The following is a 24203-nucleotide window of genomic DNA, read 5'->3' as shown; positions in this document are numbered from 1 at the left end:
ACAGCCCGTATTATGGCCATGCCGGGCGGCATGCGTCCAACCGGGTGTTGTTTGCACCGCGCTCCGCTTGCGCTCTACCTCGCTCGCCTTCCCTCGCCCTGCGCCGTGTTATGCCCTTTCGAGCGCCGCCATTTCACGCACGATCACCAGCAGCATCGACAGACTCGCGCCGCCGGTGGCCCGCAGATCGGCCAGGAGGCGCGCGTAGCGCTCCAGTTGCGCGGTGCGCTTCTCACGCCATGCCTCGACCAGCGCCTCGGGTGTGGATGCTTCGTCAGCGTTGGCCAATGCGCTCGTCGTCAACGCGCGTTTGAGACGCGCGATGTCGGCCAGTGCCGTCGCTCGCGCCAGCATGTCCCAGTGCGTGGGCGCCGGCAACGCGGCCGCGCGTTCACTGATCCAGCCGGAATTCAGCAGCGTGCCGAGAGCGAAATAGACCCCGGCCACCAGTTCGAGACTGCGCCCGGAGGTCGACGCCACTTCGGCGATATCGAGTAACGCAGCCGAAATCTCGCCGCTCGCGATCCGCACCGCCAATTCGCTATCCACGCCAGCGTCCGCGAACACGCGCTGCCGCTCGGAGAGCGCTTCGAGATCGGCGCTCGGCAAGAGTGCAGGCCATTGCGGCGCAAGGCGTTGCGCCGCGTCGCGGCAACGCGCGAGCAGGCCGGCCACGTCGCGGTCGCTGACCGCGCCCGATTGCAGTTGCCGCAGGAACCACAGCGCGGAACGCTCGACGAGCCGCGCGACTTCGACGAACATGCGCGCCTGGATGTCGTCGGCGACGCGGTTGTCGAGCGCGTCGATACTGCGCCAGACGTCGTCGAGATCGAACACGTCGCGCGCCATGATGCAGGCCCGCACGATGTCGCCGGGCTGCGCGTCGGTTTCCTCCATCAGCCGGTGCACGAACTCGCAACCCACCCGATTCACCAACGCGTTGGTCAGATGCGTCGCGAGAATTTCGCGGCGCAGCGGGTGGCGCTGCATCGGCTCGCTGAAGCGCTGCCGCAACGGCTTCGGAAAGTATTCGACCAGCATGTCGCTGACGAGCGGGTCTTCCGGTATCGACGATTCGAGCAGCGCGTCGTACAGCCACATCTTGCTGTAGGCGAGCAGCACGGCGCGCTCCGGCGTGGTGAGCCCCTGTTTGGCGGCTTGCCGTTCGGCTACTTCTTCGTCGGTCGGCAGAAACTCGATCACGCGATTCAGACGCCCCGCACGTTCGAGGTAGCGCATCAGGCGCGCTTCCGCATCGAGCAGTTCGACGCCGTAGCGGCCCGCAATCGACAGCGCCTGCGTCTGGTAGTAGTTGTCCTGCAACACGAGCAAACCGACTTCGTCGGTCATTTCGGCGAGCAGTGCGTTGCGTTGCTTCTCCGTCATTTCGCCGTCGGAGACGACTAGCCCCAACAGAATCTTGATGTTGACCTCGTGGTCCGAGCAGTCCACACCCGCGGAGTTGTCGATCGCGTCGGTATTGATCCGGCCGCCGCGCTGCGCGAACTCGATGCGCCCGAGCTGCGTGAGGCCGAGATTGCCGCCTTCGGCCACGACCTTGCAATGCAGATCGGCGCCGTTGACACGGATCGCGTCGTTGGCGCGGTCGCCGACTTGCAGATGCGTTTCGCGGCTCGCCTTCACATAGGTGCCGATGCCGCCGTTGTACAGCAGATCGACCGGCGCCTGCAGTATCGCGCGCATCAATTCAGCGGGCGCGAGCGCCGGCGCGCTGATGCCGAGCACCGACTGCACCGCAGGCGACAGCGGAATCGTCTTGGCGCTGCGCGGAAACACGCCGCCGCCCGCCGAGATCAGCGAAGGGTCGTAGTCGGCCCAACTCGAACGATCGAGAACGAACAGGCGCCCGCGCTCGGCAAGACTGGCCGCCGGATCGGGATTCGGATCGAGAAAGATATGCCGATGGTCGAACGCGGCCACCAGCTTGATATGCGGCGACAGCAGCATGCCATTGCCGAACACGTCGCCGGACATATCGCCCACGCCGACCACCGTGAAGTCCATGGTCTGCGTATCCACGCCCATTTCGCGGAAGTGCCGCTTGACCGACTCCCACGCGCCGCGCGCGGTGATGGCCATTTTCTTGTGGTCATAGCCGACCGAGCCGCCCGATGCAAAAGCGTCGTCGAGCCAGAAACCGTATTCCTGCGAGATCGCGTTCGCGTAGTCGGAGAACGTGGCCGTGCCTTTGTCGGCGGCGACCACCAGATAGGGATCGTCGGGATCGTGGCGCACCACGTCGGGCGGCGGCACCACTCTGGTGACGGCGAGATTGTCGGTCAGGTCGAGCAGGCCGCGCAGGAAAGTCTGATAGCAGGCAATGCCTTCACGCATCCATGCGTCGCGTTCGGTTTGCGGCGGCGGATTCTTCACCACGAAGCCGCCCTTCGAACCGACCGGCACGATCACCACGTTCTTCACCATCTGCGCCTTCATCAGGCCGAGCACTTCCGTGCGGAAGTCCTCGCGCCGGTCCGACCAGCGCAGGCCGCCGCGCGCCACGCGTCCGCCGCGCAAATGCACGCCTTCCACGCGCGGCGAGTACACCCAGATTTCGAACATCGGTTTCGGCTCGGGCAAGCCGGGCACCTGCGCGGGATCGAACTTGAAGGACAGATACGGCTTTGGATGTCCGTCGGCGTCGAAGCGATAGTAGTTCGTCCGCTTGGTGGCTTTGATGACGCCGAGAAATTGCCGCAGTATGCGGTCTTCGTCGAGATTCGGCACCTGGTCGAGCGCGCTGTCGATCGAGCGCAGCCAGCCGTCGACGCGCGCCTCGCGCGTCTCGCCCAATACCGGATCGAAGCGCGCGATGAACAGTTCCACCAGCATGCGCGCTATCGCCGGATTGCCGGTCACCGCGCGTTCGATGTACGCGTCGCTGAAGGTCGAGCCCACCTGCCGCAAATACTTCGCGTACGCGCGCAGGATTGTCACCTCGCGCGCATTCAATTGCGCGCGCAACACGAGTCGATTGAAATCGTCGCTTTCAATCGCGCCGGTCCACACCTGCTCGAACGCTTCTTCGAAGAGATCCTTCACGCGCTCGATGTCGAATTCCGCGTCGTCCGCGAGTTCGAGGCCGAAGTCGTGAATCCACGCGGGCGTCGCGCCCAGCGCCTCGATAAGATAGGGCCGCTCTTCATCGACACGCACGCCGAGATGTTCGAGCATCGGCAAACTGCGCGACAAGGCGATCGGCAAACCCGCGCGATACACCTTGAAGCGAAACGCGCGCGGGCCCGATTCGATCGGGCGGTACAGGTTCATGGCGAGCCGCTCGCTGCCTTGCACGCGTTCGATCAGTTCGATATCGCGCACCGCCGTGCGGGCGGGATAATCGTCGCGATAGCCGGCGGGAAACGAATCGCCGTAGTGTTGCAGCAGACGGTTGCCCTGCTCTTCGCCGAAGGCGTCGAGCAACGCATCGGCGAGATCGTCCTGCCAGCGGCGTGAGACCTGCACGAGCCGCGCTTCCAGTTCGCGCGTATCGACGTTGGGCATGCCGCCCGGCTTCGCGTGCACGACGAAGTGAATGCGCGCCAGCGTGGACTCCGACAGCAGCGGCGTGAACTCGACACTCTCGCCGTTGAACGCGTCGGCCAGCAGATTGGCGATGCGCTGGCGCAGATCGGTGTTGTACTTGTCGCGCGGCACGAACACGAGGCACGAGACGAAACGATCGAAGCGGTCGCGCCGTACGAACAGCCGGGTGCGCTGATGCTCCTGCAAACGCAGCACGCCTAGCGCGATATCGTAGAGCTGATTCTCTTCGGCCTGAAAGAGTTCGTCGCGTGGATAGGTTTCCAGTACCGTGACCAGCGATTTCGCGAGATGACCTTTCGGCAGGAATCCGGCTCGTCTCACGATATTCGCGCATTTGCGCCGCACGATAGGAATCTCCGCGGCGGACACGAAATATGCCGTGGATGTATAGAGACCGATGAAACGCCGCTCGCCGGTCACCTTGCCGTCAGGGCCGGTCATCTTGATGCCGACATAGTCCAGATAGCCCGGCCGGTGCACGGTAGCCCGCGAATTGGCCTTGGTCAGAAAGATCGGCGACGAACCGGAAATGATCTCGGCCGCGGCCGGCGGCAAGGGTGTGATCTCGGCGGCGCCGGCGGCCCGCAATGCATCGCGCAGAATGCCCAGACCCGAACCCGGCACCGCGCGCAGGCCGTAGCCGATCTCGTGCTGCACCAGTTCGTAATCGCGCTGGCCGAGAAAGGTGAAATGATCGGCCACCATCCATTCGAGGAACGCGCGTGCTTCCAGACCTTCTGGTCCGCCCTCGCCGGCTTTCATGCCTTTGATCGTGACGCGCGCAAGTTCGACGATCTTCGGCCAGTCTTCGACGGCCGCCCGCACGTCGCGCAACACCTTGGCGATTTCGTCACGCAGCGCGTCGAGTTTTGCGGCATCGCCGCAACGGTCCACCTCGAAGTGGATGAACGAGGTCAACTGCGAGCGCGTATCGGTCGCTTCTTCGGCACCCTGGATCAGCCGCGCGATACTGCCGTCGGGCGCACGCCAGATGCGAAACACCGGATGCACGACGGAATGCAGCGCGAGGCCCTGCCGGTTGACCGCCATCGAGACGGAATCGACCAGAAACGGCATGTCGTCATTGACGATCTCGATCACCGTGTGATCGGAGTGCCAGCCGTGCTGTTCGAGAATCGGGTTATAGACGCGCAGCCGTTCGGCGCCGGGCACGAAGCGCTGCGCCGTTTGCCAGTGCGCGAGCGCCGCGCCGTAGAGATCGGCAATCGAGCGGCTTTGCAGATCGTCGGCGTCGACGAAATCGTAGTAGTGCCGCAGAAAGGTCTCGACGACCTTGAAGGTTGGCTCGGGCAGGCGCCCTCGCGCAAATTCGACGACATCGTTCAGCAAGTGCGTGACGGCTTCTTCGTTCTTTGCTTGCATGATCAACTCCCCCGGCTGGGCGGCAATGGCGGGTATCGCTTGATACTCGCTTGATTCGCATGCATCGTCTGAAGGGGAATTATGCACCTGCCGACCGGTATGCGACGGCTGACCGCACTTAGGTTATACCCGCTGCCGCTGAATGCGCCGCCACGGCGCGTCCGGCCGTTTAAAGCACGGCTCCCGGAACCGCGTGCTCCTGCGCGAGCCACGCGCGAACCTGCTCGCTGGTCCACGCCGGGTCGTCGTGCGGCAGGTCGTGGCCGGCCCACGGATGCTCGCAATGCAGGGCGCCCCACGCCGCCGCGAGCTTCGCCGAGCACACGGGGTCGACGAGTTTGTCGGCCCGCGAAGAAAGAATCAGCAACGGGCACTCCGGTCGCGCCGCGTCCGCGGTGAAGCGTGCCGCGGCCCAGAGTTGCCGTAGTGCATTGCCACGGCTCACGGGCGCGCTGCGGCGAATCCGGCTCCAGGTGTCGAGATCGTCGCCCAGCGTTTCCACGTTGTTACACGTCAGCCGATGAATGCCGTGTTCCGCGCGCGGCGCGTCGCGCCAGTGCGCGGCCACGCCGAGCAGGTCCGGCCATGCCGAAGGGCGCAAGCGCTCCTGCATCTGGCTGAACGGCCGCATGCTCGTGTTGATCAGCACCAGCCGTTCGATCTCGTAGGGATGCCGCTGCGCCCAGTCCGTCGCCACCATGCCGCCGAGCGACATCGCCAGCACGCAGTACGGCCCGGGCATGCCGCTTTGCAGAGCAGCATTTCGCACGAAGCCGACCATGTCGGCGACCGTCGACGGCGCGCGCAAGTGCGTGAATTCGCCGTTGCCCGGCAGATCGAGCAGCAGCAGACGGCCGGGCGCGCCCATGTGAAGGGCCGATTCATTGACCGCGCCATGCAGCAAGCCGGGCAAGCGGCCCCAGTGGCGGATTTCACGCGTGAGTCCGCGTAGCAGGATCCACGTACTCATACGCTTTCCGGTTTATACCAATGGTCGATCGCGCTTTGCAGCAATTGCTCGCGACGATTGCCTTGCGGCAGCCAGCGTTGCGACGAGAAGGCCGCACGCGCCAGAAAGTCGAGCAGGTTCGCATGACGCCGCAGCACCCGCGCCGTGCGATGCGCCTTCACCGGATTGAACATGCCCTGACGCGAAAACAACTGGCGCGGATTCTTCTTGATCCACAGCCAGGAGCCGAGTTCGAGGGTCATCGGCAGAAAGACGTTGGGCGCGGGCGTGCGGTCGTAAGCGAAGTCCCACAGATCGCCGTGCAACAGATATTGATGGCTCTGTGGTTCGAATGCGTAGCCATGGTGGGGATGCGCGCGTTCGAACATGGTCTTCAGCACGTACATTTCCGGCAAATGCGGCATCACTTTGCGGGTGCGTGCGTACGGAAACCAGATACTGTCGCTCCAGCCGTAGCCCGAATGGCAATCGAGTGCGATGCTCAATGGCCGCGTGGCCATTTCGGTTTCGACCACCCGCAGGAGCGCGGAGGCCTCAGGTTCCATCGGCGCGCCCTCGCGGCCGCGATACCACGGCAGCCACGCGCCCACGCGCTGGCCGCCGGCGAGCAGCGGCACGCGTTCGTCGGCGTTCTGCGGCGCGTTGCGCATCAGGTCCACGCCGTTCGGGTTGGCGCGCGTGGCCGCCCACATTCCGCCCGGATTGACGATCGGCATAAAGATCAGACGAATCGACTGCAATTGGCGCACCAGCAGTTCGTCCCATTCGAGCCGCGCAAGCAGCGCGCGCATATAGTCGAGCACAAGTTGCGAGCCGATCCGCTCGAGCCCGTGAATGCCGGCAAAAAAGCCGATTGCCGGCGCTTGTGGATCGGTCGAACCGATGCTCGCGGTCTGAACGGCGAATGGCCGGCCGCGCACCGTCGTCTCGCAGACGGTGCGGATCGCGAAGCTCGCGCTGCCCTGCTCGAGGATCGTCCTGAGATCTTCGTACTCCGCAAAACTGTCGGGAAGGAAGCTCAGAGGCTGCATGACGATGTCGCGAGCAATTGCAAGGTTAATGGGGACGGCACGCCGATTCACGCAATATAGCCTGGCCGGGCGCCAACATGCTGAAGTGGCGCGGGCCGATGCGAATCATGTCACACCCATGTCATTTTCCATTCGAACGGATGACTCCAATTTGTCTTTCCGCCGACGCAAAAAAAGACACGAGAAGATATAGTCGTCTAGACGTTGCGATGCCTTCACTCAACCGTCACAGACGCTTTCTAGAATGAGCCCCACACATGCCGGCAGCGGCCGGATGCATCAAGGGGTATTCATGGAAGCAATTCGGGAAGCAATTCGTATCGAACGGTTGAGCAAGACGTTCAGCAACGGCCGCAAGGCGCTGGACGAAATCGATCTGCGCGTCGAACCGGGCGAAATGGTTGCGTTGATCGGCGCCTCCGGCTCGGGCAAGTCGACGCTGCTGCGCCATATCGCGGGCTTCACGGCGTCCGACGCGCAGCCGTCGCAGATCGCGATTCTGGGCCGGCCGATTCAGCAGAACGGCCGCATCGTGCGGGAAGTGCGCAGCATTCGCCGCGACATCGGCTTCGTATTTCAGCAGTTCAATCTGGTGAACCGCCTCTCCGTCGAAACCAATGTGCTGATCGGCGCGCTCGCGCGGCTGCCTTGGTGGCGCCGTCTCAGCGGCCGTTTTCCGCGCGCCGAGCGGGCGTTGTCGATGGCCGCGTTGAACGAAGTCGGCATCGGCGAACATGCGCGCGAACGCGCCGCCAATCTCTCCGGCGGGCAGCAGCAACGCGCGGCGCTCGCCCGTGCGCTGGTGCAGCGCGCGCGCATCGTGCTCGCCGACGAACCGATCGCCTCGCTCGACCCCGAGTCGTCACGCCGCGTGATGGAGATGCTGCGCACGCTGAACATCGAGCATCAACTCACGGTGCTGGTGTCGCTGCATCAGGTCGATATCGCGATGCAGTACTGCCCGCGCACGATCGCGCTGCGCCGCGGCAAGGTGGTCTACGACGGCCCCTCCGCCGCGCTCACACCGGCCCTGCTCAAGAAACTCTACGGCGACGATGCCCGCGAATTACTCGATGAATCCGCTCAAAGCGCGGACGATATCGACGCAAAAAATGCCGCCGGCGGCACTCCGCTTCAGAACGCCGCATCTGCTTCGACGCGCTACGCGTTCGCTCTCAATCCGGCGCACTCGAACTGAGCGCGCCCATTCAGTCTGTCAACTCAACCGGATCTCAAACGATGAAATTCCTGCGTTCATTGATCACGCTGGCCGTCGGCGCGGCCGCTTTTGCTGCTGTCTCCACCGCGCAAGCCGAAGACCTCAACCTCGGCATCATCTCGACCGATTCCTCCTCCGTGCTGAAACAGCGCTGGGAGCCGCTGATTCAGGACATGAACAAGCAGACCGGCCTGAACGTCAAGGCGTTCTTCGCGACGGACTACGCCGGCATCATCGAAGGCATGCGCTTTAACAAGGTCCAGGTCGGCTATTTCGGCAATGCGTCGGCGATCGAGGCGGTGGACCGCGCGCAAGGCGAAGTGTTCGCGAAGATCCAGTATGCGAACGGCGATGCCGGTTACTACTCGGTGCTGATCACGAACGTGAACAGCCGCTTCAAGACGCTCGACGACGTGTTCAAGAATACGAAGGACGTCACGCTCGGTTTCGGCGATCCGAACTCCACCTCGGGCACGCTGATTCCCGGCTACTACCTGTTCGCCAAGCACAACACGCCGGTCAACACTTCGTTCAAGACCATGCTGCCGTCGAGCCACGAAGCGAATCTGCTGGCAGTGGTGAACAACAAGATCGACATCGCGACCAACAATACCGAGATGCTCGACACGCTGAAGAAAGAACACCCGGACAAGTTCGCGCAAGTGCGTGTGCTGTGGAAGTCGCCGCTGATTCCGTCGGATCCGCTGGTGTGGCGCAAGGATCTGCCGCAAGCCACCAAGGACAAGCTGCGCAACTTCTTCCTGAACTACGCGAAGACCGATCCGCACGAAAAAGCGGTGATGGCGGCCATTACCGGTTACAGCGGCTTCGCGGCATCGTCGGATGCGCAGTTGCTGCCGATCCGTCAGGTCGCCTTGTACCAGCAGAAGCAGAAGATCGAGAGCGACGCGCATCTCTCCGATGACGATCGCAAAACCCAATTGGCCGCACTCGACGCGAAGCTGAGCGCGCTGAACACCGCGCAATCGAAGCAATGAACACAGTCGATCTGATCACGTCGCCGGCGCGTGCGAGCGAAGCGCTCGACGCCCAGGCGGCGCGTCATCGCGCGCCTGCTGCCGGCAAGCGTAGCTGGCTGTCGCTGCTCGGCTGGATCGCGCTGCTTGCGGTGTTGGGCGGCGCATGGCACAGCGCCGACATGCGTCCGCTGGATCTGCTCAGCGACTCCGGCAACATGGGCCAGTTCGCCAAGGACTTCTTTCCGCCCGACTTCACCGAATGGCGCAGCTATCTGCACGAGATGGTCGTGACGCTCTCGGTGGCGGTATGGGGCACCGCTCTTTCGCTCGTGTGCGCGGTGCCGTGCGGACTGATGTCGGCTCACAACATGGCGCCGATGTGGATCGTGCAGCCCATGCGCCGCATGATGGACGCGTGCCGCGCGATCAATGAAATGGTCTTCGCCATGCTGTTCATCGTCGCGGTCGGCCTCGGTCCTTTTGCGGGCGTGCTGGCGCTGTGGGTGCACACCACCGGCGTGCTCGCCAAGCTGTTCGCCGAAGCGGTCGAGGCCATCGATCCGCGTCCGGCCGAAGGTGTGCGCGCCACCGGCGCAACCAGTCTCGACGAAATCATCTACGGCGTGCTGCCGCAAGTGCTGCCGTTGTGGATTTCGTACGCGTTGTATCGCTTCGAATCCAACGTGCGCTCGGCGATGGTGGTCGGCATGGTCGGCGCGGGCGGTATCGGCGTGGTGTTGTACGAAGCGATCCGCTCGTTCAACTATGCGCAGACGGCCGCGGTGATGATCATGGTGATCGTGGTCGTGACGGTGATCGATCTCGCGTCCGCGTGGCTGCGTGAGCGCGTGACCTGAAGTTGGCGGCCTGATTGCCCGGCGGGAAGTTTGGCGAAGCGCGGCTTCGTCTGCTTTCCGCCGCGCGCCGTTGCGCTGGCGGTTCGATTCGCATTCGCCGGTTTTCGCCCGCCTTCAGCGTCTTTTTGACGCCACAAATCGCCTCAATTTTCCAAATAAAACCCCTTCATTCGAGTCGTCCACTCCTCTATTCCGGCGTTCTGCTGGAATAATCACGGGCTCATGGCCCGGACCTGGGCCTTCGCTTCTCCTCTCCCCTGGTCTTCGATGGACACCTTTGTCGTTTTGCTGGTGCTGCTCTCCGCGCTGCTTCACGCTACGTGGAACGCGTTTCTCCATCTTTCCGAAGATCGCGTCTGGCTGCTCGGCATGATGGCGATTCCGTATCTCCTCGTGAGCGCGGTCGGCGTGGTCGTGCTGCCCATGCCGGCGCCGGCGGCGTGGCCGTACATCGTCGCATCGGTGCTGCTGGAATTCGGTTATCTGCTGGCGCTGATCCGCGCCTACAAGAGCGGCGACTTTGGGCAGATCTATCCGATTGCGCGCGGCCTTTCGCCGATGCTCGTGTTCGCCGGCGCATTGGTGTTCGCGCACGAAGCGCTCAAGCCGCTCGCGGCGATCGGTGTGGCGCTGGTGTCGATCGGCATCGTCTCGCTGGCGTTTCGCCGCGGCATGCGCTTTTCGGGCGAGAGCGTGCCTTTCGCACTTCTCACCGGCTTCTTCATCTCGGCGTATTCGGTTGTCGACGGAATCGGCGCGCGCCTGGCGGGCAATGGCCTGAGCTACGTCATGTGGGTCTATCTGATCTGGAACATCCCGCAGTTTCTGCTCGCCTGGCGTTGGCGCAGCGGCGCCAAAGGGCTGTTCATCGGCCGCGCGGTGGTGCTCAAGGGCATGGCGGCCGGCGTGCTCGCGTTGAGCGCCTACTGCCTGATCATCGAGGCCTACCGCTATCTGCCGATTGCGATGGTCTCCGCGCTGCGCGAAATGAGCTCGATCTTCGCGGTGGTGATCGGCTGGCTGTTCATGGGGGAGAAGCTGACCAGACGGCGGATCGTTGCGTGCGCGCTGGTGACGCTGGGGGCGGTTTTGATACGGGTTTGAGTCAGCCCCCTCACGCGAACTCCGGCAACGTCGCATCGATCGCATCGGCGAGCGTGTTGAAAGCCGGCGCGATCTCCTCATCCGGCACGCACGCGTAGCCGATCAGCAAACCGGAGGGCGCCAGGCCCGGTTGCGCGTAATACCCCGACAACGGCCGCACAACAATATTGCGCTCCAGCGCGGCGGCCGCCACCCGCCGGTCATCGCTGCCATCGGGCAACTGCATCACGAGATGCAAACCGGCGTCGCCGCCCACCGCCGGCAATGCGTCGCCGTAACGATGTGCCGCGGCGTCGAGCAGCGTCTGGCGGCGCTGCCCGTAGAGCGTGCGCATCTTGCGGATATGCGATGTGAAATGCCCTTCGGCGATGAACTCCGCGAGCATCGCCTGCTGCAGCAACTGCCCCTCGCGATATAGCTCGGCGCTCGCGGTGGCAAAGCTCTCCGCCAGCGCTTCCGGCACGACGAGGTAGCCGATGCGCAAACCCGGAAACAGCGTCTTGCCGAAGCTGCCCACGTAAATCACCTGCCCCGACGTATCCAGACCTTGCAGCGATGCCAGCGGCCGGCTGCCGTAGCGGTATTCGCTGTCGTAGTCGTCCTCGATGATCCAGCACTGGTTCTGCCGCGCGTATTCGAGCAACATGCGGCGCCGCGCGAGACTCATCACCATGCCGAGCGGATATTGGTGCGAAGGCGTGACGAGCATCAGCTTCGGCGGCTGCGCGAGGTCGTCGGCGGATGGATTGATGCCCTCCTCGTCGACGGCGATTGGCCGCGATTCCAGGCCGGACACGTGCAGCACGCTGCGCACGCCCCAATAACAGGGGTCTTCGGTCCAGATCACGTCGCCCGGATCGGACAGCAGGCGCACGGCAAGGTCGACCGACTGGTGAATCCCGGTCGTGATGATGATCTGCTCCGGCGTGCAGCGCACCGAGCGCGAGGTGCGCAGATAGTCGGCCAGCGCGTGCCGCAGCGAGGCCAGGCCGCCGCCCGGCGCATACGTCAGCAGGTCCGGGCGCAGCCGGCGCCAATATTTGTTGTGCAGGCGGCTCCAGACGCGCGCCGGAAACTTCGTGACGTCCGGCACGCCGGGCATGAACGCGCCCCACTGCCGCTTGGACACGCCCGCACCCGCGATCAGCCGCGCGCCGCGCGTGGAAAGCGCGCGCCGCGCCTGCAGCGGCGCCGGCTCGGGCCGCGCGGCGGGCGCTTCGGCATCGGGCACGCCGACAATCTCGTCCGGCGCACTGTCGGCGACGAACGTGCCGCGCCCGGTCGCCGAACTCACGTAGCCTTCCAGCACGAGTTGCTCATACACCTGCGTAACCGTATTGCGCCCAATGCCTAACTCCCGCGCCAGCAAACGCGACGACGGCACCTTGCTGCCCGGCGGCAATTCGCGCGACAGGATCGCCTGCTGCAACAGCCGGTGCAGTTGGCGATAGATCGGCTGCCCGTTGCCGCGATCGAGGCGCTGGGCCAGCCAGTCGGACAAAACGCTCGCGCGCATGATTGGCTCCTACATTTTTATTGAAATGGCTCTGAAGTTAAGAGCCAAATCTCATTATAGTCGCTGCATGTGCTGCGCTGAGCGCGCGGCGTCCGCAAAAAACCGAGGAGCGAAGGAGATGACCATGAAGAACGCAGAACTGAAAAGCCGCAAAGACGCCGCCACGCCGCGCGGTGTCGGGGTGATGTGCGATTTCTACGCCGAGCGCGCTGAAAACGCCGAGCTGTGGGATGTCGAAGGCCGCCGTTTCATCGACTTCGCCGCCGGTATCGCCGTGTGCAATACGGGCCACCGCCATCCGAAGATCCTCGCCGCGATCCGCGACCAGCTCGATCACTTCACCCACACGGCGTATCAGATCGTGCCGTACGCGTCGTATGTCGAACTGGCTGAGAAGCTCAACGAGCGCGCGCCGGGCGACCATCCGAAGAAAACCGCGTTCTTCACGACCGGCGCCGAAGCCGTCGAAAACGCGATCAAGATCGCCCGCGCCGCGACGGGCCGTCCGGGCGTGATCGCCTTTACCGGCGGCTTCCACGGCCGCACGCTGATGGGCATGGCGCTCACCGGCAAAGTTGCGCCGTACAAGATCGGCTTTGGCCCCTTCCCGTCGGACGTGTTCCACGCGCCGTTCCCGAATCCGCTGCACGGCGTGACCACGGCCGACTCGCTGAAGGCCATCGAATTCCTCTTCAAGGCCGATATCGATCCGAAGCGCGTGGCCGCGATCATCTTCGAACCGGTTCAGGGCGAAGGCGGCTTCTATCCGGCGCCGGCCGAATTCGTGCGCGCCTTGCGCAAGCTTTGCAACGAGCACGGCATTCTGCTGATCGCCGACGAAGTCCAGACGGGTTTTGCGCGTACCGGCAAGCTGTTCGCCATGCATCACTACGACGTGGTGCCCGATCTGATGACGGTCGCCAAGAGCCTCGCCGGCGGCATGCCGCTGTCGGGCGTGATCGGGCGTGCGGAAGTGATGGACGCCGCGGCGCCCGGCGGGCTCGGCGGCACGTATGCGGGCAATCCTTTGGCGGTTGCCGCCGCGCATGCGGTGCTCGATATCATCGACGAAGAGAAGCTCTGCGAGCGCGCCACGGTGCTGGGTGACCGCGTCAAGGCCAAGCTGATCGCGCTGCAAAGCGACGTGCCGCAAATCGCCGACGTGCGCGGCCCCGGCGGCATGGTCGCGGTCGAGTTCTGCAAGGCAGGCGGCACGGAGCCGGATGCGGAGTTCACCAAGCGCGTGCAGACGCGCGCGCTCGAACGCGGCTTGCTGCTGCTGGTGTGCGGCGTCTATTCGAACGTGGTGCGTTTCCTGTTCCCGCTCACGATTCAGGACGCGGTCTTCGACGAAGCCATGGCGATTCTCGAAGACGTGATCAAGGACAGCGTCACCGTTGCGGCCTAAGGATACATACATGACCACGTTGAGCTTGAAAGACCCATCGCTTCTGAAGACCCACACGTACATCGCGGGCGAATGGCAAGGCGCCGACGACGGCACCACCTTCGAAGTGAAGAACCCCGCCACGGGCGAAACGATCGCGACGGTGCCGCGCATGGGCACGGCGGAAACCCGCCGCGCCATCGACACGGCCAATGCGGCCTGGCCAGCCTGGCGCGCTACGACCGCGAAGCAGCGCGCCGTGATCCTGCGCAAATGGCATGACCTGATGATGGAGAACGCCGACGATCTGGCGAAGATCCTCACCACGGAACAGGGCAAGCCGCTCGCCGAAGCCAAGGGCGAAATCCAGTACGCGGCTTCCTTCCTCGAATGGTTCGCGGAAGAAGGCAAGCGTGTAAACGGCGACACCATTCCGACACCGGCCAACGACAAACGCATCGTCGTGACGAAAGAGCCGATCGGCGTCTGCGCGGCCATCACGCCGTGGAACTTCCCGGCCGCGATGATCACCCGCAAAGTCGGTCCGGCGCTCGCAGCGGGCTGCCCGATCATCGTCAAACCGGCTGAAGCCACGCCGCTCTCGGCGCTCGCACTGGCTGTGCTGGCCGAACGCGCGGGTGTGCCGCGCGGCGTGTTCAACGTCGTGACCGGCGAGCCGAAAGCCATCGGCGCGGAAATGACGGGCAATCCGATCGTGCGCAAGCTGTCGTTCACCGGCTCGACGCCGGTCGGCCGTTTGCTCATGGCGCAGTGCGCGCCGACGGTCAAGAAGGTGTCGCTCGAACTCGGCGGTAATGCGCCGTTCATCGTATTCGACGACGCGGATCTGGACGCCGCGGTGGCCGGCGCGATTGCTTCGAAGTATCGCAATAGCGGCCAGACCTGCGTGTGCACGAACCGTTTCTACGTGCATGACAAGGTCTACGACGCGTTCGCCGAGAAACTGCGCGTCGCCGTCGAACAGCTCAAAGTTGGCCGCGGCACCGAAGACGGCGTCACGCAAGGTCCGCTGATCAACGAAGCGGCCGTGCTCAAGGTCGAATCGCATATCGAAGACGCGCTCGCCAAAGGCGCGCGCATCGTCACCGGCGGCAAGCGTCATGCGCTCGGCCACGGCTTCTTCGAACCGACCGTGCTCGCCGATGTCACGCCGGCCATGAAGGTGGCGCGCGATGAAACCTTCGGGCCGCTCGCGCCGCTGTTCCGCTTCTCGTCGGATGAGGAAGTGATCCGTCTTGCCAACGACACCGAGTTCGGCCTCGCGTCGTACTTCTATAGCCGCGATATCGGCCGCGTCTGGCGTGTTGCCGAAGCGCTCGAGTACGGCATGGTCGGCATCAACACGGGCCTCATCTCCAACGAAGTCGCGCCGTTCGGCGGCGTCAAGCAATCGGGCCTGGGCCGCGAAGGCTCGCATTACGGCATCGACGATTACGTGGTCATCAAATACATGTGCGTCGGCGGAATCTGAACGCAAAGCTTGAAGTAAGAAACGGCCACGTCGGCATGTCCGGCGTGGCCGTTTTTTCGTTGGCTCGGCGGAAACAGACGCGCTGCGTGGTGACAACGCTTGCACTTCCGCCGGGAACCACGACGGATTCCTATTCTGCCGCGTCCTGTCGTTAAACTGCTGGCACAATTGCGGCAGTTGACCGCAGCGCACGCAGCCGAATAACGACCGTTAAATGAAACGCTTCGAAATGCTGGCCAACACCATGGCCGATGAAATTCGCTCGGGCAGCCGTCCGGTCGGCACCCGCATGCCATCTTTGCGGCACCTCACCACACAGCACGGCGTCAGCCAGTCCACCGTGTTTCGCGCCTACTACCTTCTCGAAGAGTGGGGTTTGATTCGAGCACGTGAACGCTCTGGCTACTATGTGGCGCCGGGCGCCGCGCTCAAGCAGCAACCGGCGGCCCGGCCTCAAGTCGCGCTGGAATCCGCCAAGGTCGAGATCAGCGATCTTGTCTTCTCGGTGCTCGAAGCCGCGAAGCATCCCAACGTGGTTCCGTTCGGTTCGGCCTTTCCGTCGCCGCAGTTGTTTCCCCTTCAGCGTCTTGCCAGATCGCTCGGGCATTCGAGCCGTCTGATCAGTCCGTGGAGCACCGTCGTCGATCTTCCGCCGGGCAATGAACCATTGCGTCGCCAGATATCGCTGCGTTACATGGGCATGGGCGTCGCTCAACCGATGGAGCAGCTTGTCGTCACCAATGGCGCGCTGGAAGCCCTGAACCTGTGTTTGATGGCCGTGACGCGTCCCGGCGACGTGGTCGCGATCGAATCGCCCGGTTTTTACGCGGCACTGCAGGCCATCGAGCGGCTTGATCTGCGAGCCGTGGAGATTCCAGTCGATCCCGTTTCGGGCATCGATTTGCAAGCGCTCTCGGATGCGCTCGACAAGCACCCGATCCGCGCATGCTGGTTCATGACCAACTATCAGAATCCGACCGGCGCGGCGATGCCGCAGGACAAAAAGAAAGCGCTGGTCGAACTGCTCGCCCGGCATGACGTGCCGCTCATCGAAGATGACGTGTACGGCGAGCTGCATCATGCGGCGACCTACCCGCTGCCCGCCATCGCCTTCGACACAAAAGGGCTGGTGATGCACTGCAGTTCATTTTCAAAGACGCTCGCACCGGGATACCGCATTGGCTGGGTCGCGGCGGGACGTTTTGCCGAGAAGGTGCAGCGCCTGAAGTTGATGACCACGTTGTCGGCGAGCATTCCCGCCCAGGCAGCCATAGCGGACTATCTTCAGCACGGCGGGTACGACAAGCATCTGCGGAAACTGCGCGGCGCGTTCCGCAATCAGCTCGCCTCGATGGACGCCGCGCTGCGCAACTGCATGCCGGCCGATTCGCATTGGACACTGCCGTCCGGCGGCTATTTTCTGTGGCTCCGGCTGCCGTTGCATGTCGACGCGATGCAGTTGCACCGCCTTGCGATAGAGAACGGCATCAGCATTGCGCCCGGTCCTATTTTCTCCGCGCGGCACGAATTCCGGAACCATATCCGGTTGAACTTCGGTCATCCGTGGAGCGACAGCACGGAAAGCGCTGTCCTAACGCTGGGTTCGCTGCTCGATCAGGCGAGCCGATAAACCACGTTCACCACGCTCTTCCCGCGAATGCACCGCAAGCCTCAATGCGCCACGTTGACCGCAAGCTTCGCGAGTGCAAACAGCGTCGCGCCGAATCCCGCGGCGAGGACTACCGCGACTAGCGGCAACAGGGGCAGCTTGACGCCCGCCATATCGGCCTGATGCGAGGCGCCACGGCGGATGCCGAAAAAACTCCACAGCACGATTCGCGTCATCTTCAAGAGGTTCATGGCATCACCTTCAAGGCAGGGTTGTTGTATCTCACGCGATAGTCTGAGCCCGTCAGGTCACGCATAACAGTAGCAGTTGCGATCAATTCTAGCGCAGCAGTCTTGCGCGACCGACCGTCCGCCGGGGCGCCGGTTCACTCACCATCTGCTAGCGTGTTTTCAGCGGCATCTGCTGCTTTTCAGCGTCCACCATTGCCTCTATCGTTCGCCAGAAGCCCTCGGGGCAAGCGCGGCACAGCAGGTGCCGCCGATGCGACCACGGCTCCTTCCACGAAACCGACGCTCAGCCAGACTGCGCCATCCAGGGCGGTAGTCGCACCGGACCATGTACCAATACACCGAGTTTGACAAATCATTCGTGCGCAGCCGCGCTGCGCAGTTTCGCGACCAGATCGAACGCTGGCAGTCCGGCAAGCTGAGTGAGGACGACTTTCGTCCGCTGCGTCTTCAGAACGGCTGGTATGTGCAACGGCATGCGCCGATGCTGCGCGTGGCGATCCCATACGGAGAGTTGTCGAGCAGGCAGTTGCGCATGCTCGCCCGGATTGCGCGCGAATACGATGAACCGGAGGCCGAGGTCTACCGGCTCGCCAGCGAAGCGCAGCGTAAGCTCGGCACCGTCCGCTTGCCCACGAACTATGCGCATTTCACGACGCGCACCAACGTGCAGTTCAACTGGATACCGCTCTCGAAGGCCGCGGACGTGATGGACTTGCTCGCCAGCGTCGACATGCATGGCATTCAGACGAGCGGCAACTGCATTCGCAACATTTCCTGCGACGAACGCGCGGGTGTCGCGCCTGATGAAATTGCCGACCCGCGTCCGTTCGCCGAAATCATGCGGCAGTGGACGACCCTGCATCCCGAGTTTGCCTTCCTGCCGCGCAAGTTCAAGATCGCGGTCACCGGTGCGAGCGAAGACCGCGCCGCGACGGACTGGCATGACGTCGGCCTTCGTCTGCTGCGTAACGAGGCGGGCGAACTGGGATTTCGCGTCACGGTGGGCGGCGGGATGGGCCGCACTCCTGTTATCGGCACCGTGCTGCGTGAGTTTTTGCCGTGGCAGCACATCATGAATTACATCGAGGCGGTGGTGCGCGTCTACAACCAGTACGGCCGCCGCGACAATAAGTACAAGGCACGCATCAAGATCCTGGTGAAGGCAGAAGGTCAGCGTTACATCGACGGCGTCGAGGAAGAGTTCCGCCAGATCGTCGAGCTCGACGGCGGCCCTCACACTATTCCGCTGGCCGAACTCGAGCGCGTCAGCGCGTGCTTCGCTCTACCCCAACTGCCTTCCGTGGATGCGCCGGTCGACCTCGAAGCGATTGCAACGTCAAACGACGTGGCTCTCGAGACGCCGCAATTCGAACGCTGGCTCGAGCGCAATGTCGCGCCGCACAGGAACCAGCGCTTGCGGATTGTCACGCTGTCGTTCAAACGCCTTCTGCAAGCGCCCGGCGACGCATCGGCGCAACAGCTCGACCGCGTAGCCGACCTGGCCGAGCGGTTCTCGGCGGGCGAAGCGCGTGTCACGCACACGCAGAATGTCGTGCTGCCGTGGGTGCATGTCAACGACCTTCTGCCGCTTTGGGAAGCCGCGCGCGAGGCAGGACTCGCGAGCGCCAACGTGAATTTGCTGACGGACATGATCGCTTGCCCGGGTGGCGATTTCTGTGCGCTCGCCAATGCCCGCTCCATTCCGGTTGCTGAGGCCATTACCGAGCGCTATCAGGATCTGGACGAACTCAACGATATCGGCGAAATCGATCTGCATATCAGCGGCTGCATCAATTCGTGCGGCCATCACCATAGCGGGCACATTGGCATCCTCGGTGTCGACAAGGATGGCAAAGAGTGGTACCAGGTGACGTTGGGCGGCTCGGACGGTTCGAGCGCCAGTGGCCGCGCGCAAGCGGGCAAGGTCATCGGCCCGTCGTTTTCCGCCGTCGAGGTGCCCGAGGTCATCGACGCGCTGCTGTCCGCTTACCTCGACATGCGAGCGACGGTTGGCGAGAGGCGCGAGTCGTTCATCGAGACGGTTCGACGGGCAGGCATCGAACCGTTCAGGACAGCCGCGGATCGCGTGCGCACGCTCATGGAGAAAACGGCATGAACGGCATGACACGTATCAGGCTGCTCACCTTGCCCGAGCATGCATCGGACCCGTCCCGGCAGGTTGTCTCTCTGGCAAACGACGATGACCCGATCGAGCAAAAAGACGCAATCGCGACTGCTGCGCGCGTGGAGTTGCACTTCCCTAGTTTCACCGACGGCCGGGCATACAGCCAGGCGTATCTCCTGCGCCGCCGCTTGGGTTTCAAAGGCGATCTGCGAGCAACAGGCGACGTGCTCGTCGATCAGTTGATTCAGATGGAGCGAACCGGCTTCTCAAGTGCGGTACTCAAAGACGGCATCGATCCAGAGGACGCGCAGCGCCAACTCGACCGCTTCCCGGCGTTTTATCAGGGCGATGTTATTCACGATGCGCCCTTTGTGCGACCAGGTGCCGGGAACAAGGATGAGTGACGGTGCAAGAGACATGCGGGTGGTATCTACAAGCACCGCAATATCTGGGGACTACTGCGTAAAGCAAGTCGTGTCGCGAGATGGTGAATCGCCGCCAGATGCCTTTTCGGGAGCTTGTCCGTCCCGACTCGCTCTCGCACGCCTCGGTCAAAAGTGGACCGTATTGGCGATGATCGCATTGCGTGAGAAGCCTCTGCGCTTTGCCGAGATCAGACGTCGATTAGACGGTGTCTCCGACAAAATGCTTTCTCAGACGCTGAGATCGATGGAAAGAGATGGGCTTGTCGAGCGATACGTCGACGACCAGCATCCGGCGCGTATCGAGTATCGCTTAAGTCCGCTCGCTCGCACCGTGCTGCCGATCGTCACCGAGTTGAAGCGATGGGCCGAATGTTCCATCGACTCCATCGAGGCCAGTAATCACGCGTATGACCGTAAGATCGGACGGTCCACGTGTGAGGCCGTTTCATAGGCGCTGGAAATATCACGGTTGGCACGCCAACCAATCCAGCGCCCTGCTACAGCAACTACACACTACGCGATCGATTAACGACCGTAATTCACAACCGGAGCCGAGTACGAACTGTTCGTCGTGTCCGAACGGCCGCCTGCCTGCGACGAACCATTGGTGGCCGAACCGTAACCGCTCGTCTGAGCAGCGCTGTTTTGTGCGGCGACACGTGCTTCAGCAGCCTGAATGTTCGCCGGATAATCTTCGTCGTTTGCGGTGCCCGGGTTGTAGCCCGCCTTCTCCAGCTGGATCAGTTCCGCACGCACCTGAGCACGCGTAACCGGCTGATTCGATTGAGCAAAAGCGGCGAGCGGAGCGGAAATGAGAGCGGCGATAACAACAGCTTCGATCAGGGATTTCATGATACCTACCTCCAGAGATTGTTTTTTGCCATGCTGCGAACCTGTGTCCGCAGCGTATGGATACAGTCTAGGAGTCAATGTATATAGGGTAAACCCCAAATCACCTAATTCACTGTTGCGGTAATCGCGCTAATTGGGGTGCGGCAGTGAGGTTTCGGGCCTGTGACGGCGCCAGTTCGCCAGCATTTCGGCCGCCTGTCGCCTGCCGGTCGCTTCTCGGACTCGCGCCGAAACGCGCGCGATACGTCCGCGAAAAATGCGAGGGCGACTCGAACCCGCACGCCACGCAAATCGACGTAATCGACATGTCGGTCTGTTGCAGCAACTCGCGCGCACGCGTGAGGCGCAACTGCAGATAGAAATGCGTCGGCGTGTCCTTCAGCGAGGCACAGAACAGCCGCTCCAGTTGCCGCCGCGTCACGCCGATTTCCTGCGCGAGTTGGTCCGGCGCGAGCGGCTCCTCCATATGCTGTTCCATCACGCCGATCACCTGAATCAGCTTGCGGTTGTGCACGCCATAACGCGCCGCGATCTCCATGCGCTGATGGTCCGAGCGCTGCCGGATACGGCTCACCACGAATTGCTCCGAGACGGCCGAGGCCAGCGCGGCGCCATGCTCGCGGCCGATCAGGTCGAGCATCATGTCGATCGATGCCGTGCCGCCCGCACACGTAATGCGGCGCGCGCCGATCTCGAACAGTTCCTGGCTCGCATCGAGCGACGGATAGCGCTCGCGGAACGCCGACAGTGCTTCCCAATGCACGGTCACACTGTCCGCGCCGCCGAGCAGCCCGGCTTCCGCGAGCACGAAACTGCCGGTGTCGATCCCACCGAGCGTCGCACCCGCGCGCTCGAGGCGCTTCAGACAATCACCCAACGCGCGCGTGTAGCAGGCGAGCGGCTCGAAGCCCGCGACGACGAAGAGCGTCCGCGCCGCGTCGATGTCGCCGATGGCGGCATCCGCGTTGATCGAAATGCCGTTGCTGGCGGCCACCGGCGCGCCGTCGAGACTCAGAATGCGCCAGCGGTACAGATCGCCGCGAAAACGGTTCGCCACGCGCAACGGCTCCACCGCCGACATGAAACCGATCGCCGAAAAGCCCGGCAGCAACAGGAACGACATATCTTCGGGCATCGTGCTCAGACTCGATCATGAGATAAAAAACGCGGGCGCGGGCGGGTTCCCGGCGAGCGTAGCAAGCAGCAGCCGGGCCGGCAAGGCACGCCAAAATTCGCGCTTGACTCGATGTTGCATCGCAAGGCGGGCGACGCAGGTTTTCCCTCATTGTCGCGTGGAAGCAAGAACGGGTCGCTGGCGGTCGCTTTGGCTGGAATATGGGGCATTAACGTTACGTCATTCGTGCAGTTCAGGCATCACACAGGCCGTATCGCATGTCCGGGGGCCGCTTCGCCTGGTTTCGTTTGCTCAGGCGAAGCGGCCCGGTTCGAAACACGCTATCACCCGTGTCAGAAGAGGGAACGTCATGAAGTTACGCATCAAAGCCCTGCTCGCCCATCTTGCATGCGTCGCGGCCGCCGCCGTTACCGCGCTACCGGCGTTCGCTCAGGATCCCGCTGCCTGCCGCGCGGTGCATTTCGCCGACATTGGCTGGACCGATATCACCTCGACCACCGCGCTCGCGTCGACCGTGTTCGAAGGACTCGGCTATCAGCCGGTGACGACGGTCGCCTCCGTGCCCATCTCGTTCGCCGGCCTGAAGAGCAAACAGCTCGACGTGTCGCTCGGCTACTGGTGGCCGGTGCAGGAAAAGGCGATCGCGCCGTTCGTCGATTCGAAATCGATCCAGGTGCTGCAGCCACCTAACCTCACCGGCGCCAAGGCCACGTTCGCCGTGCCGAGCTATGAATACGACGCGGGCCTGAAGACTTTCGCCGACATCGCCAAACACCGCGATCAGCTCGACGGCAAGATCTACGGCATCGAACCCGGCAGCAGCGCGAACGCGGCGATCCTGAAGATGATCGCCAACAATCAGTTCGGCCTCGGCGGCTTCAAGCTGATCGAATCGAGTGAAGCGGGCATGCTGGTGTCGGTCGATCGCGCGATCCGCGAGAAGAAATGGGTGGTCTTTCTCGGCTGGGAACCTCATCCGATGAACATCCAGATCGACATGAAATATCTCACCGGCAGCGACGGCGTATTCGGCCCGAACGACGGCGAAGCACGCGTTTATACGCTGACGTCCCCCGACTTTCTGACGCGCTGCCCGAACGCGGGCAAGCTCGTGAGCAATCTGCGCTTTTCGACGCAGCTCGAAAACGTGGTGATGCAATCGGTCATGAACAAGGAAAAGCCCGCCGATGCCGCCAAGGCGTATCTGAAGAAAAACCCGCAAGTACTCGATGCCTGGCTTGCCGGCGTGAAGACCTACGACGGCAAGGAAGGCTTGCCCGCGGTCAAGGCCTATCTGGGTCTTTGATCCCGAGCGGTGCGCATTTCAATCCACAGGAACAAGTTCGCATGAATCATGAAGTCATCGTGACCTGCGCGGTCACCGGCGCAGGCGATACCGTCGGCAAGCATCCGGCCATTCCCGTCACGCCGAAGCAGATTGCCGAGGCCGCCATCGAAGCCGCGAAGGCCGGCGCCACCGTTGCGCATTGCCATGTGCGCGATCCGAAAACCGGACGCGGCAGCCGCGATCCGCACCTGTATCGCGAGGTGGTCGACCGGATTCGCTCGTCGGGCACGGACGTGATCATCAATCTGACGGCCGGCATGGGCGGCGATCTGGAGATCGGTCCCGGCGAAGACCCGATGCGCTTCGGCGCGAACACGGATCTGGTCGGGGGTCTCACGCGCCTTGCGCATGTCGAGGAATTGCTGCCGGAAATCTGCACGCTCGATTGCGGCACGCTCAATTTCGGCGACGGCGACTACATCTATGTATCGACGCCCGCGCAATTGCGGGCCGGCGCACGGCGCATCCAGGAACTCGGCGTCAAGCCTGAACTGGAGATCTTCGATACCGGCCATTTGTGGTTCGCCAAACAATTGCTCAAGGAAGGTCTGCTCGACGCGCCGCCGCTGTTTCAGATTTGCCTCGGCATTCCCTGGGGCGCACCCGCCGATACCACGACCATGAAAGCGATGGCCGACAACCTGCCGCCCGGCGCGCAGTGGGCCGGCTTCGGCATCGGCCGCATGCAGATGCCGATGGTCGCGCAGGCGATGCTGCTCGGCGGCCACGTGCGCGTCGGCCTCGAAGACAACATCTGGCTCGACAAAGGTGTGCCCGCAACGAACGGCACGCTGGTGCAACGCGCGGTGGAAATCATCGAACGGCTCGGCGCACGCGCGCTGACGCCCGCCGAAGGACGCCGCAAGCTCGGTCTGCCCGCGCGTGGCGAGCGTCAATTGGAGCGGCGCGCGGTGGGACAGTACGCTTAGTCGATTGCGAGAGTCGCGCCGCG

General features: G+C 63.2%; 19 protein-coding genes. 12 read left to right on the top strand and 7 right to left on the bottom strand.

Features of this window, described 5'->3' with window-relative positions; genetic code table 11:
- Positions 1-108 precede the first annotated feature (108 nt).
- The 3 genes from ACQKRQ_RS03705 to ACQKRQ_RS03695 form a co-directional block, all read right to left on the bottom strand.
- Positions 109-4950, bottom strand: a complete 4842-nt coding sequence (locus ACQKRQ_RS03705; RefSeq protein WP_427475119.1) for an NAD-glutamate dehydrogenase — start codon at positions 4948-4950, stop codon at positions 109-111.
- 169 nt (positions 4951-5119) lie between these two features.
- Positions 5120-5920: an alpha/beta fold hydrolase gene (locus ACQKRQ_RS03700; protein ID WP_408312239.1), complete on the bottom strand. Its 801-nt coding sequence runs from the start codon at positions 5918-5920 to the stop codon at positions 5120-5122.
- Positions 5917-6951 carry a M14 family zinc carboxypeptidase gene (locus tag ACQKRQ_RS03695; RefSeq protein WP_132377713.1) on the bottom strand — a complete coding sequence of 345 codons (1035 nt, stop codon included), beginning with the start codon at positions 6949-6951 and terminating at the stop codon, positions 5917-5919. Before ACQKRQ_RS03695 ends, ACQKRQ_RS03700 begins: the two co-directional genes overlap by 4 nt.
- A gap of 292 nt (positions 6952-7243) precedes the next feature.
- On the opposite strand from ACQKRQ_RS03695, the gene phnC reads away from it, so the two are divergent.
- The 4 genes from phnC (at position 7244) to ACQKRQ_RS03675 (ending at position 11111) form a co-directional block, all read left to right on the top strand.
- Positions 7244-8149 (top strand): phosphonate ABC transporter ATP-binding protein, encoded by a 906-nt coding sequence (gene phnC / locus ACQKRQ_RS03690; RefSeq protein WP_132377714.1) that lies wholly within the window; start codon positions 7244-7246, stop codon positions 8147-8149.
- A gap of 41 nt (positions 8150-8190) precedes the next feature.
- Complete coding sequence (phnD, locus tag ACQKRQ_RS03685) at positions 8191-9168, top strand: phosphonate ABC transporter substrate-binding protein (protein WP_342960398.1); 978 nt, start codon at positions 8191-8193, stop codon at positions 9166-9168.
- Entirely contained in the window at positions 9165-10007 is an 843-nt protein-coding gene (gene phnE, locus ACQKRQ_RS03680) for a phosphonate ABC transporter, permease protein PhnE (RefSeq protein ID WP_427475116.1), read from the top strand. The genes phnD and phnE overlap by 4 nt, the downstream gene beginning before the upstream one ends.
- 267 nt (positions 10008-10274) lie before the next feature.
- Complete coding sequence (locus tag ACQKRQ_RS03675; protein ID WP_427475114.1) at positions 10275-11111, top strand: EamA family transporter; 837 nt, start codon at positions 10275-10277, stop codon at positions 11109-11111.
- Positions 11112-11121: 10 nt separating this feature from the next.
- Here ACQKRQ_RS03675 and ACQKRQ_RS03670 read toward each other — a convergent pair whose 3' ends face one another.
- Positions 11122-12627 carry a PLP-dependent aminotransferase family protein gene (locus ACQKRQ_RS03670; RefSeq protein ID WP_427475113.1) on the bottom strand — a complete coding sequence of 502 codons (1506 nt, stop codon included), beginning with the start codon at positions 12625-12627 and terminating at the stop codon, positions 11122-11124.
- A gap of 124 nt (positions 12628-12751) precedes the next feature.
- Here ACQKRQ_RS03670 and ACQKRQ_RS03665 point away from each other — a divergent pair, with 124 nt between their 5' ends.
- The 3 genes from ACQKRQ_RS03665 to ACQKRQ_RS03655 all read left to right on the top strand — a co-directional run bounded on the left by ACQKRQ_RS03665 (position 12752) and on the right by ACQKRQ_RS03655 (position 17136).
- On the top strand, positions 12752-14035 hold the full coding sequence (locus ACQKRQ_RS03665) for a 4-aminobutyrate--2-oxoglutarate transaminase (protein WP_408174958.1): 1284 nt from the start codon (positions 12752-12754) through the stop codon (positions 14033-14035).
- A gap of 10 nt (positions 14036-14045) precedes the next feature.
- Positions 14046-15506, top strand: a complete 1461-nt coding sequence (gene gabD / locus ACQKRQ_RS03660) for an NADP-dependent succinate-semialdehyde dehydrogenase (RefSeq protein WP_427475110.1) — start codon at positions 14046-14048, stop codon at positions 15504-15506.
- A 214-nt stretch (positions 15507-15720) separates the two neighbouring features.
- Entirely contained in the window at positions 15721-17136 is a 1416-nt protein-coding gene (locus tag ACQKRQ_RS03655; protein WP_427475109.1) for a PLP-dependent aminotransferase family protein, read from the top strand.
- 41 nt (positions 17137-17177) lie between these two features.
- On the opposite strand, the gene ACQKRQ_RS03650 is transcribed toward ACQKRQ_RS03655, so the two are convergent.
- Positions 17178-17366, bottom strand: a complete 189-nt coding sequence (locus ACQKRQ_RS03650) for a DUF2970 domain-containing protein (protein WP_408174962.1) — start codon at positions 17364-17366, stop codon at positions 17178-17180.
- Between the two features lie 325 nt (positions 17367-17691).
- On the opposite strand from ACQKRQ_RS03650, the gene ACQKRQ_RS03645 reads away from it, so the two are divergent.
- From ACQKRQ_RS03645 to ACQKRQ_RS03635, 3 genes are read left to right on the top strand one after another with little or no spacing between them, the layout of a single operon-like run.
- Positions 17692-19482, top strand: coding sequence for a nitrite/sulfite reductase (locus ACQKRQ_RS03645; RefSeq protein ID WP_132377722.1), 1791 nt, complete (start codon positions 17692-17694; stop codon positions 19480-19482).
- Positions 19479-19895 carry a DUF934 domain-containing protein gene (locus ACQKRQ_RS03640; protein ID WP_132377723.1) on the top strand — a complete coding sequence of 139 codons (417 nt, stop codon included), beginning with the start codon at positions 19479-19481 and terminating at the stop codon, positions 19893-19895. Before ACQKRQ_RS03645 ends, ACQKRQ_RS03640 begins: the two co-directional genes overlap by 4 nt.
- On the top strand, positions 19840-20367 hold the full coding sequence (locus ACQKRQ_RS03635; protein WP_427475106.1) for a winged helix-turn-helix transcriptional regulator: 528 nt from the start codon (positions 19840-19842) through the stop codon (positions 20365-20367). Before ACQKRQ_RS03640 ends, ACQKRQ_RS03635 begins: the two co-directional genes overlap by 56 nt.
- Positions 20368-20441: 74 nt before the next feature.
- Here ACQKRQ_RS03635 and ACQKRQ_RS03630 read toward each other — a convergent pair whose 3' ends face one another.
- A complete protein-coding gene (locus ACQKRQ_RS03630) occupies positions 20442-20768 on the bottom strand; it encodes a DUF4148 domain-containing protein (protein ID WP_427475104.1) in 327 nt (108 codons plus the stop codon).
- A 109-nt stretch (positions 20769-20877) separates the two neighbouring features.
- Positions 20878-21903 carry a GlxA family transcriptional regulator gene (locus tag ACQKRQ_RS03625; RefSeq protein WP_408429060.1) on the bottom strand — a complete coding sequence of 342 codons (1026 nt, stop codon included), beginning with the start codon at positions 21901-21903 and terminating at the stop codon, positions 20878-20880.
- 349 nt (positions 21904-22252) lie between these two features.
- Here ACQKRQ_RS03625 and ACQKRQ_RS03620 point away from each other — a divergent pair, with 349 nt between their 5' ends.
- Both ACQKRQ_RS03620 and ACQKRQ_RS03615 read left to right on the top strand, forming a co-directional pair.
- Entirely contained in the window at positions 22253-23209 is a 957-nt protein-coding gene (locus tag ACQKRQ_RS03620) for a choline ABC transporter substrate-binding protein (protein ID WP_408174969.1), read from the top strand.
- Positions 23210-23250: 41 nt separating this feature from the next.
- Complete coding sequence (locus ACQKRQ_RS03615; protein WP_427475102.1) at positions 23251-24180, top strand: 3-keto-5-aminohexanoate cleavage protein; 930 nt, start codon at positions 23251-23253, stop codon at positions 24178-24180.
- The last annotated feature ends 23 nt before the right edge of the window (positions 24181-24203 follow it).

Source organism: Paraburkholderia sp. NPDC080076 (assembly GCF_050281145.1).
Lineage (GTDB): Bacteria > Pseudomonadota > Gammaproteobacteria > Burkholderiales > Burkholderiaceae > Paraburkholderia.
Note: the sequence above shows the minus strand (reverse complement) of the source record. Positions and strands in the feature narration are given on the sequence as shown.

Excerpts from the sequence above, each read along its gene's own strand:
- ACQKRQ_RS03615 (WP_427475102.1), top strand. The coding sequence starts at position 23,251 with ATGAATCATGAAGTCATCGTGACCTGCGCGGTCACCGGCGCAGGCGAT.
- gabD (WP_427475110.1), top strand. The coding sequence starts at position 14,046 with ATGACCACGTTGAGCTTGAAAGACCCATCGCTTCTGAAGACCCACACG.
- ACQKRQ_RS03635 (WP_427475106.1), top strand. The coding sequence starts at position 19,840 with ATGTTATTCACGATGCGCCCTTTGTGCGACCAGGTGCCGGGAACAAGG.
- phnE (WP_427475116.1), top strand. The coding sequence starts at position 9,165 with ATGAACACAGTCGATCTGATCACGTCGCCGGCGCGTGCGAGCGAAGCG.
- ACQKRQ_RS03625 (WP_408429060.1), bottom strand. The coding sequence starts at position 21,903 with ATGCCCGAAGATATGTCGTTCCTGTTGCTGCCGGGCTTTTCGGCGATC.
- ACQKRQ_RS03620 (WP_408174969.1), top strand. The coding sequence starts at position 22,253 with ATGAAGTTACGCATCAAAGCCCTGCTCGCCCATCTTGCATGCGTCGCG.
- ACQKRQ_RS03675 (WP_427475114.1), top strand. The coding sequence starts at position 10,275 with ATGGACACCTTTGTCGTTTTGCTGGTGCTGCTCTCCGCGCTGCTTCAC.
- ACQKRQ_RS03630 (WP_427475104.1), bottom strand. The coding sequence starts at position 20,768 with ATGAAATCCCTGATCGAAGCTGTTGTTATCGCCGCTCTCATTTCCGCT.
- ACQKRQ_RS03645 (WP_132377722.1), top strand. The coding sequence starts at position 17,692 with ATGTACCAATACACCGAGTTTGACAAATCATTCGTGCGCAGCCGCGCT.
- ACQKRQ_RS03670 (WP_427475113.1), bottom strand. The coding sequence starts at position 12,627 with ATGCGCGCGAGCGTTTTGTCCGACTGGCTGGCCCAGCGCCTCGATCGC.
- ACQKRQ_RS03640 (WP_132377723.1), top strand. The coding sequence starts at position 19,479 with ATGAACGGCATGACACGTATCAGGCTGCTCACCTTGCCCGAGCATGCA.
- ACQKRQ_RS03695 (WP_132377713.1), bottom strand. The coding sequence starts at position 6,951 with ATGCAGCCTCTGAGCTTCCTTCCCGACAGTTTTGCGGAGTACGAAGAT.
- ACQKRQ_RS03655 (WP_427475109.1), top strand. The coding sequence starts at position 15,721 with ATGAAACGCTTCGAAATGCTGGCCAACACCATGGCCGATGAAATTCGC.
- phnD (WP_342960398.1), top strand. The coding sequence starts at position 8,191 with ATGAAATTCCTGCGTTCATTGATCACGCTGGCCGTCGGCGCGGCCGCT.
- phnC (WP_132377714.1), top strand. The coding sequence starts at position 7,244 with ATGGAAGCAATTCGGGAAGCAATTCGTATCGAACGGTTGAGCAAGACG.
- ACQKRQ_RS03700 (WP_408312239.1), bottom strand. The coding sequence starts at position 5,920 with ATGAGTACGTGGATCCTGCTACGCGGACTCACGCGTGAAATCCGCCAC.
- ACQKRQ_RS03650 (WP_408174962.1), bottom strand. The coding sequence starts at position 17,366 with ATGAACCTCTTGAAGATGACGCGAATCGTGCTGTGGAGTTTTTTCGGC.
- ACQKRQ_RS03665 (WP_408174958.1), top strand. The coding sequence starts at position 12,752 with ATGAAGAACGCAGAACTGAAAAGCCGCAAAGACGCCGCCACGCCGCGC.
- ACQKRQ_RS03705 (WP_427475119.1), bottom strand. The coding sequence starts at position 4,950 with ATGCAAGCAAAGAACGAAGAAGCCGTCACGCACTTGCTGAACGATGTC.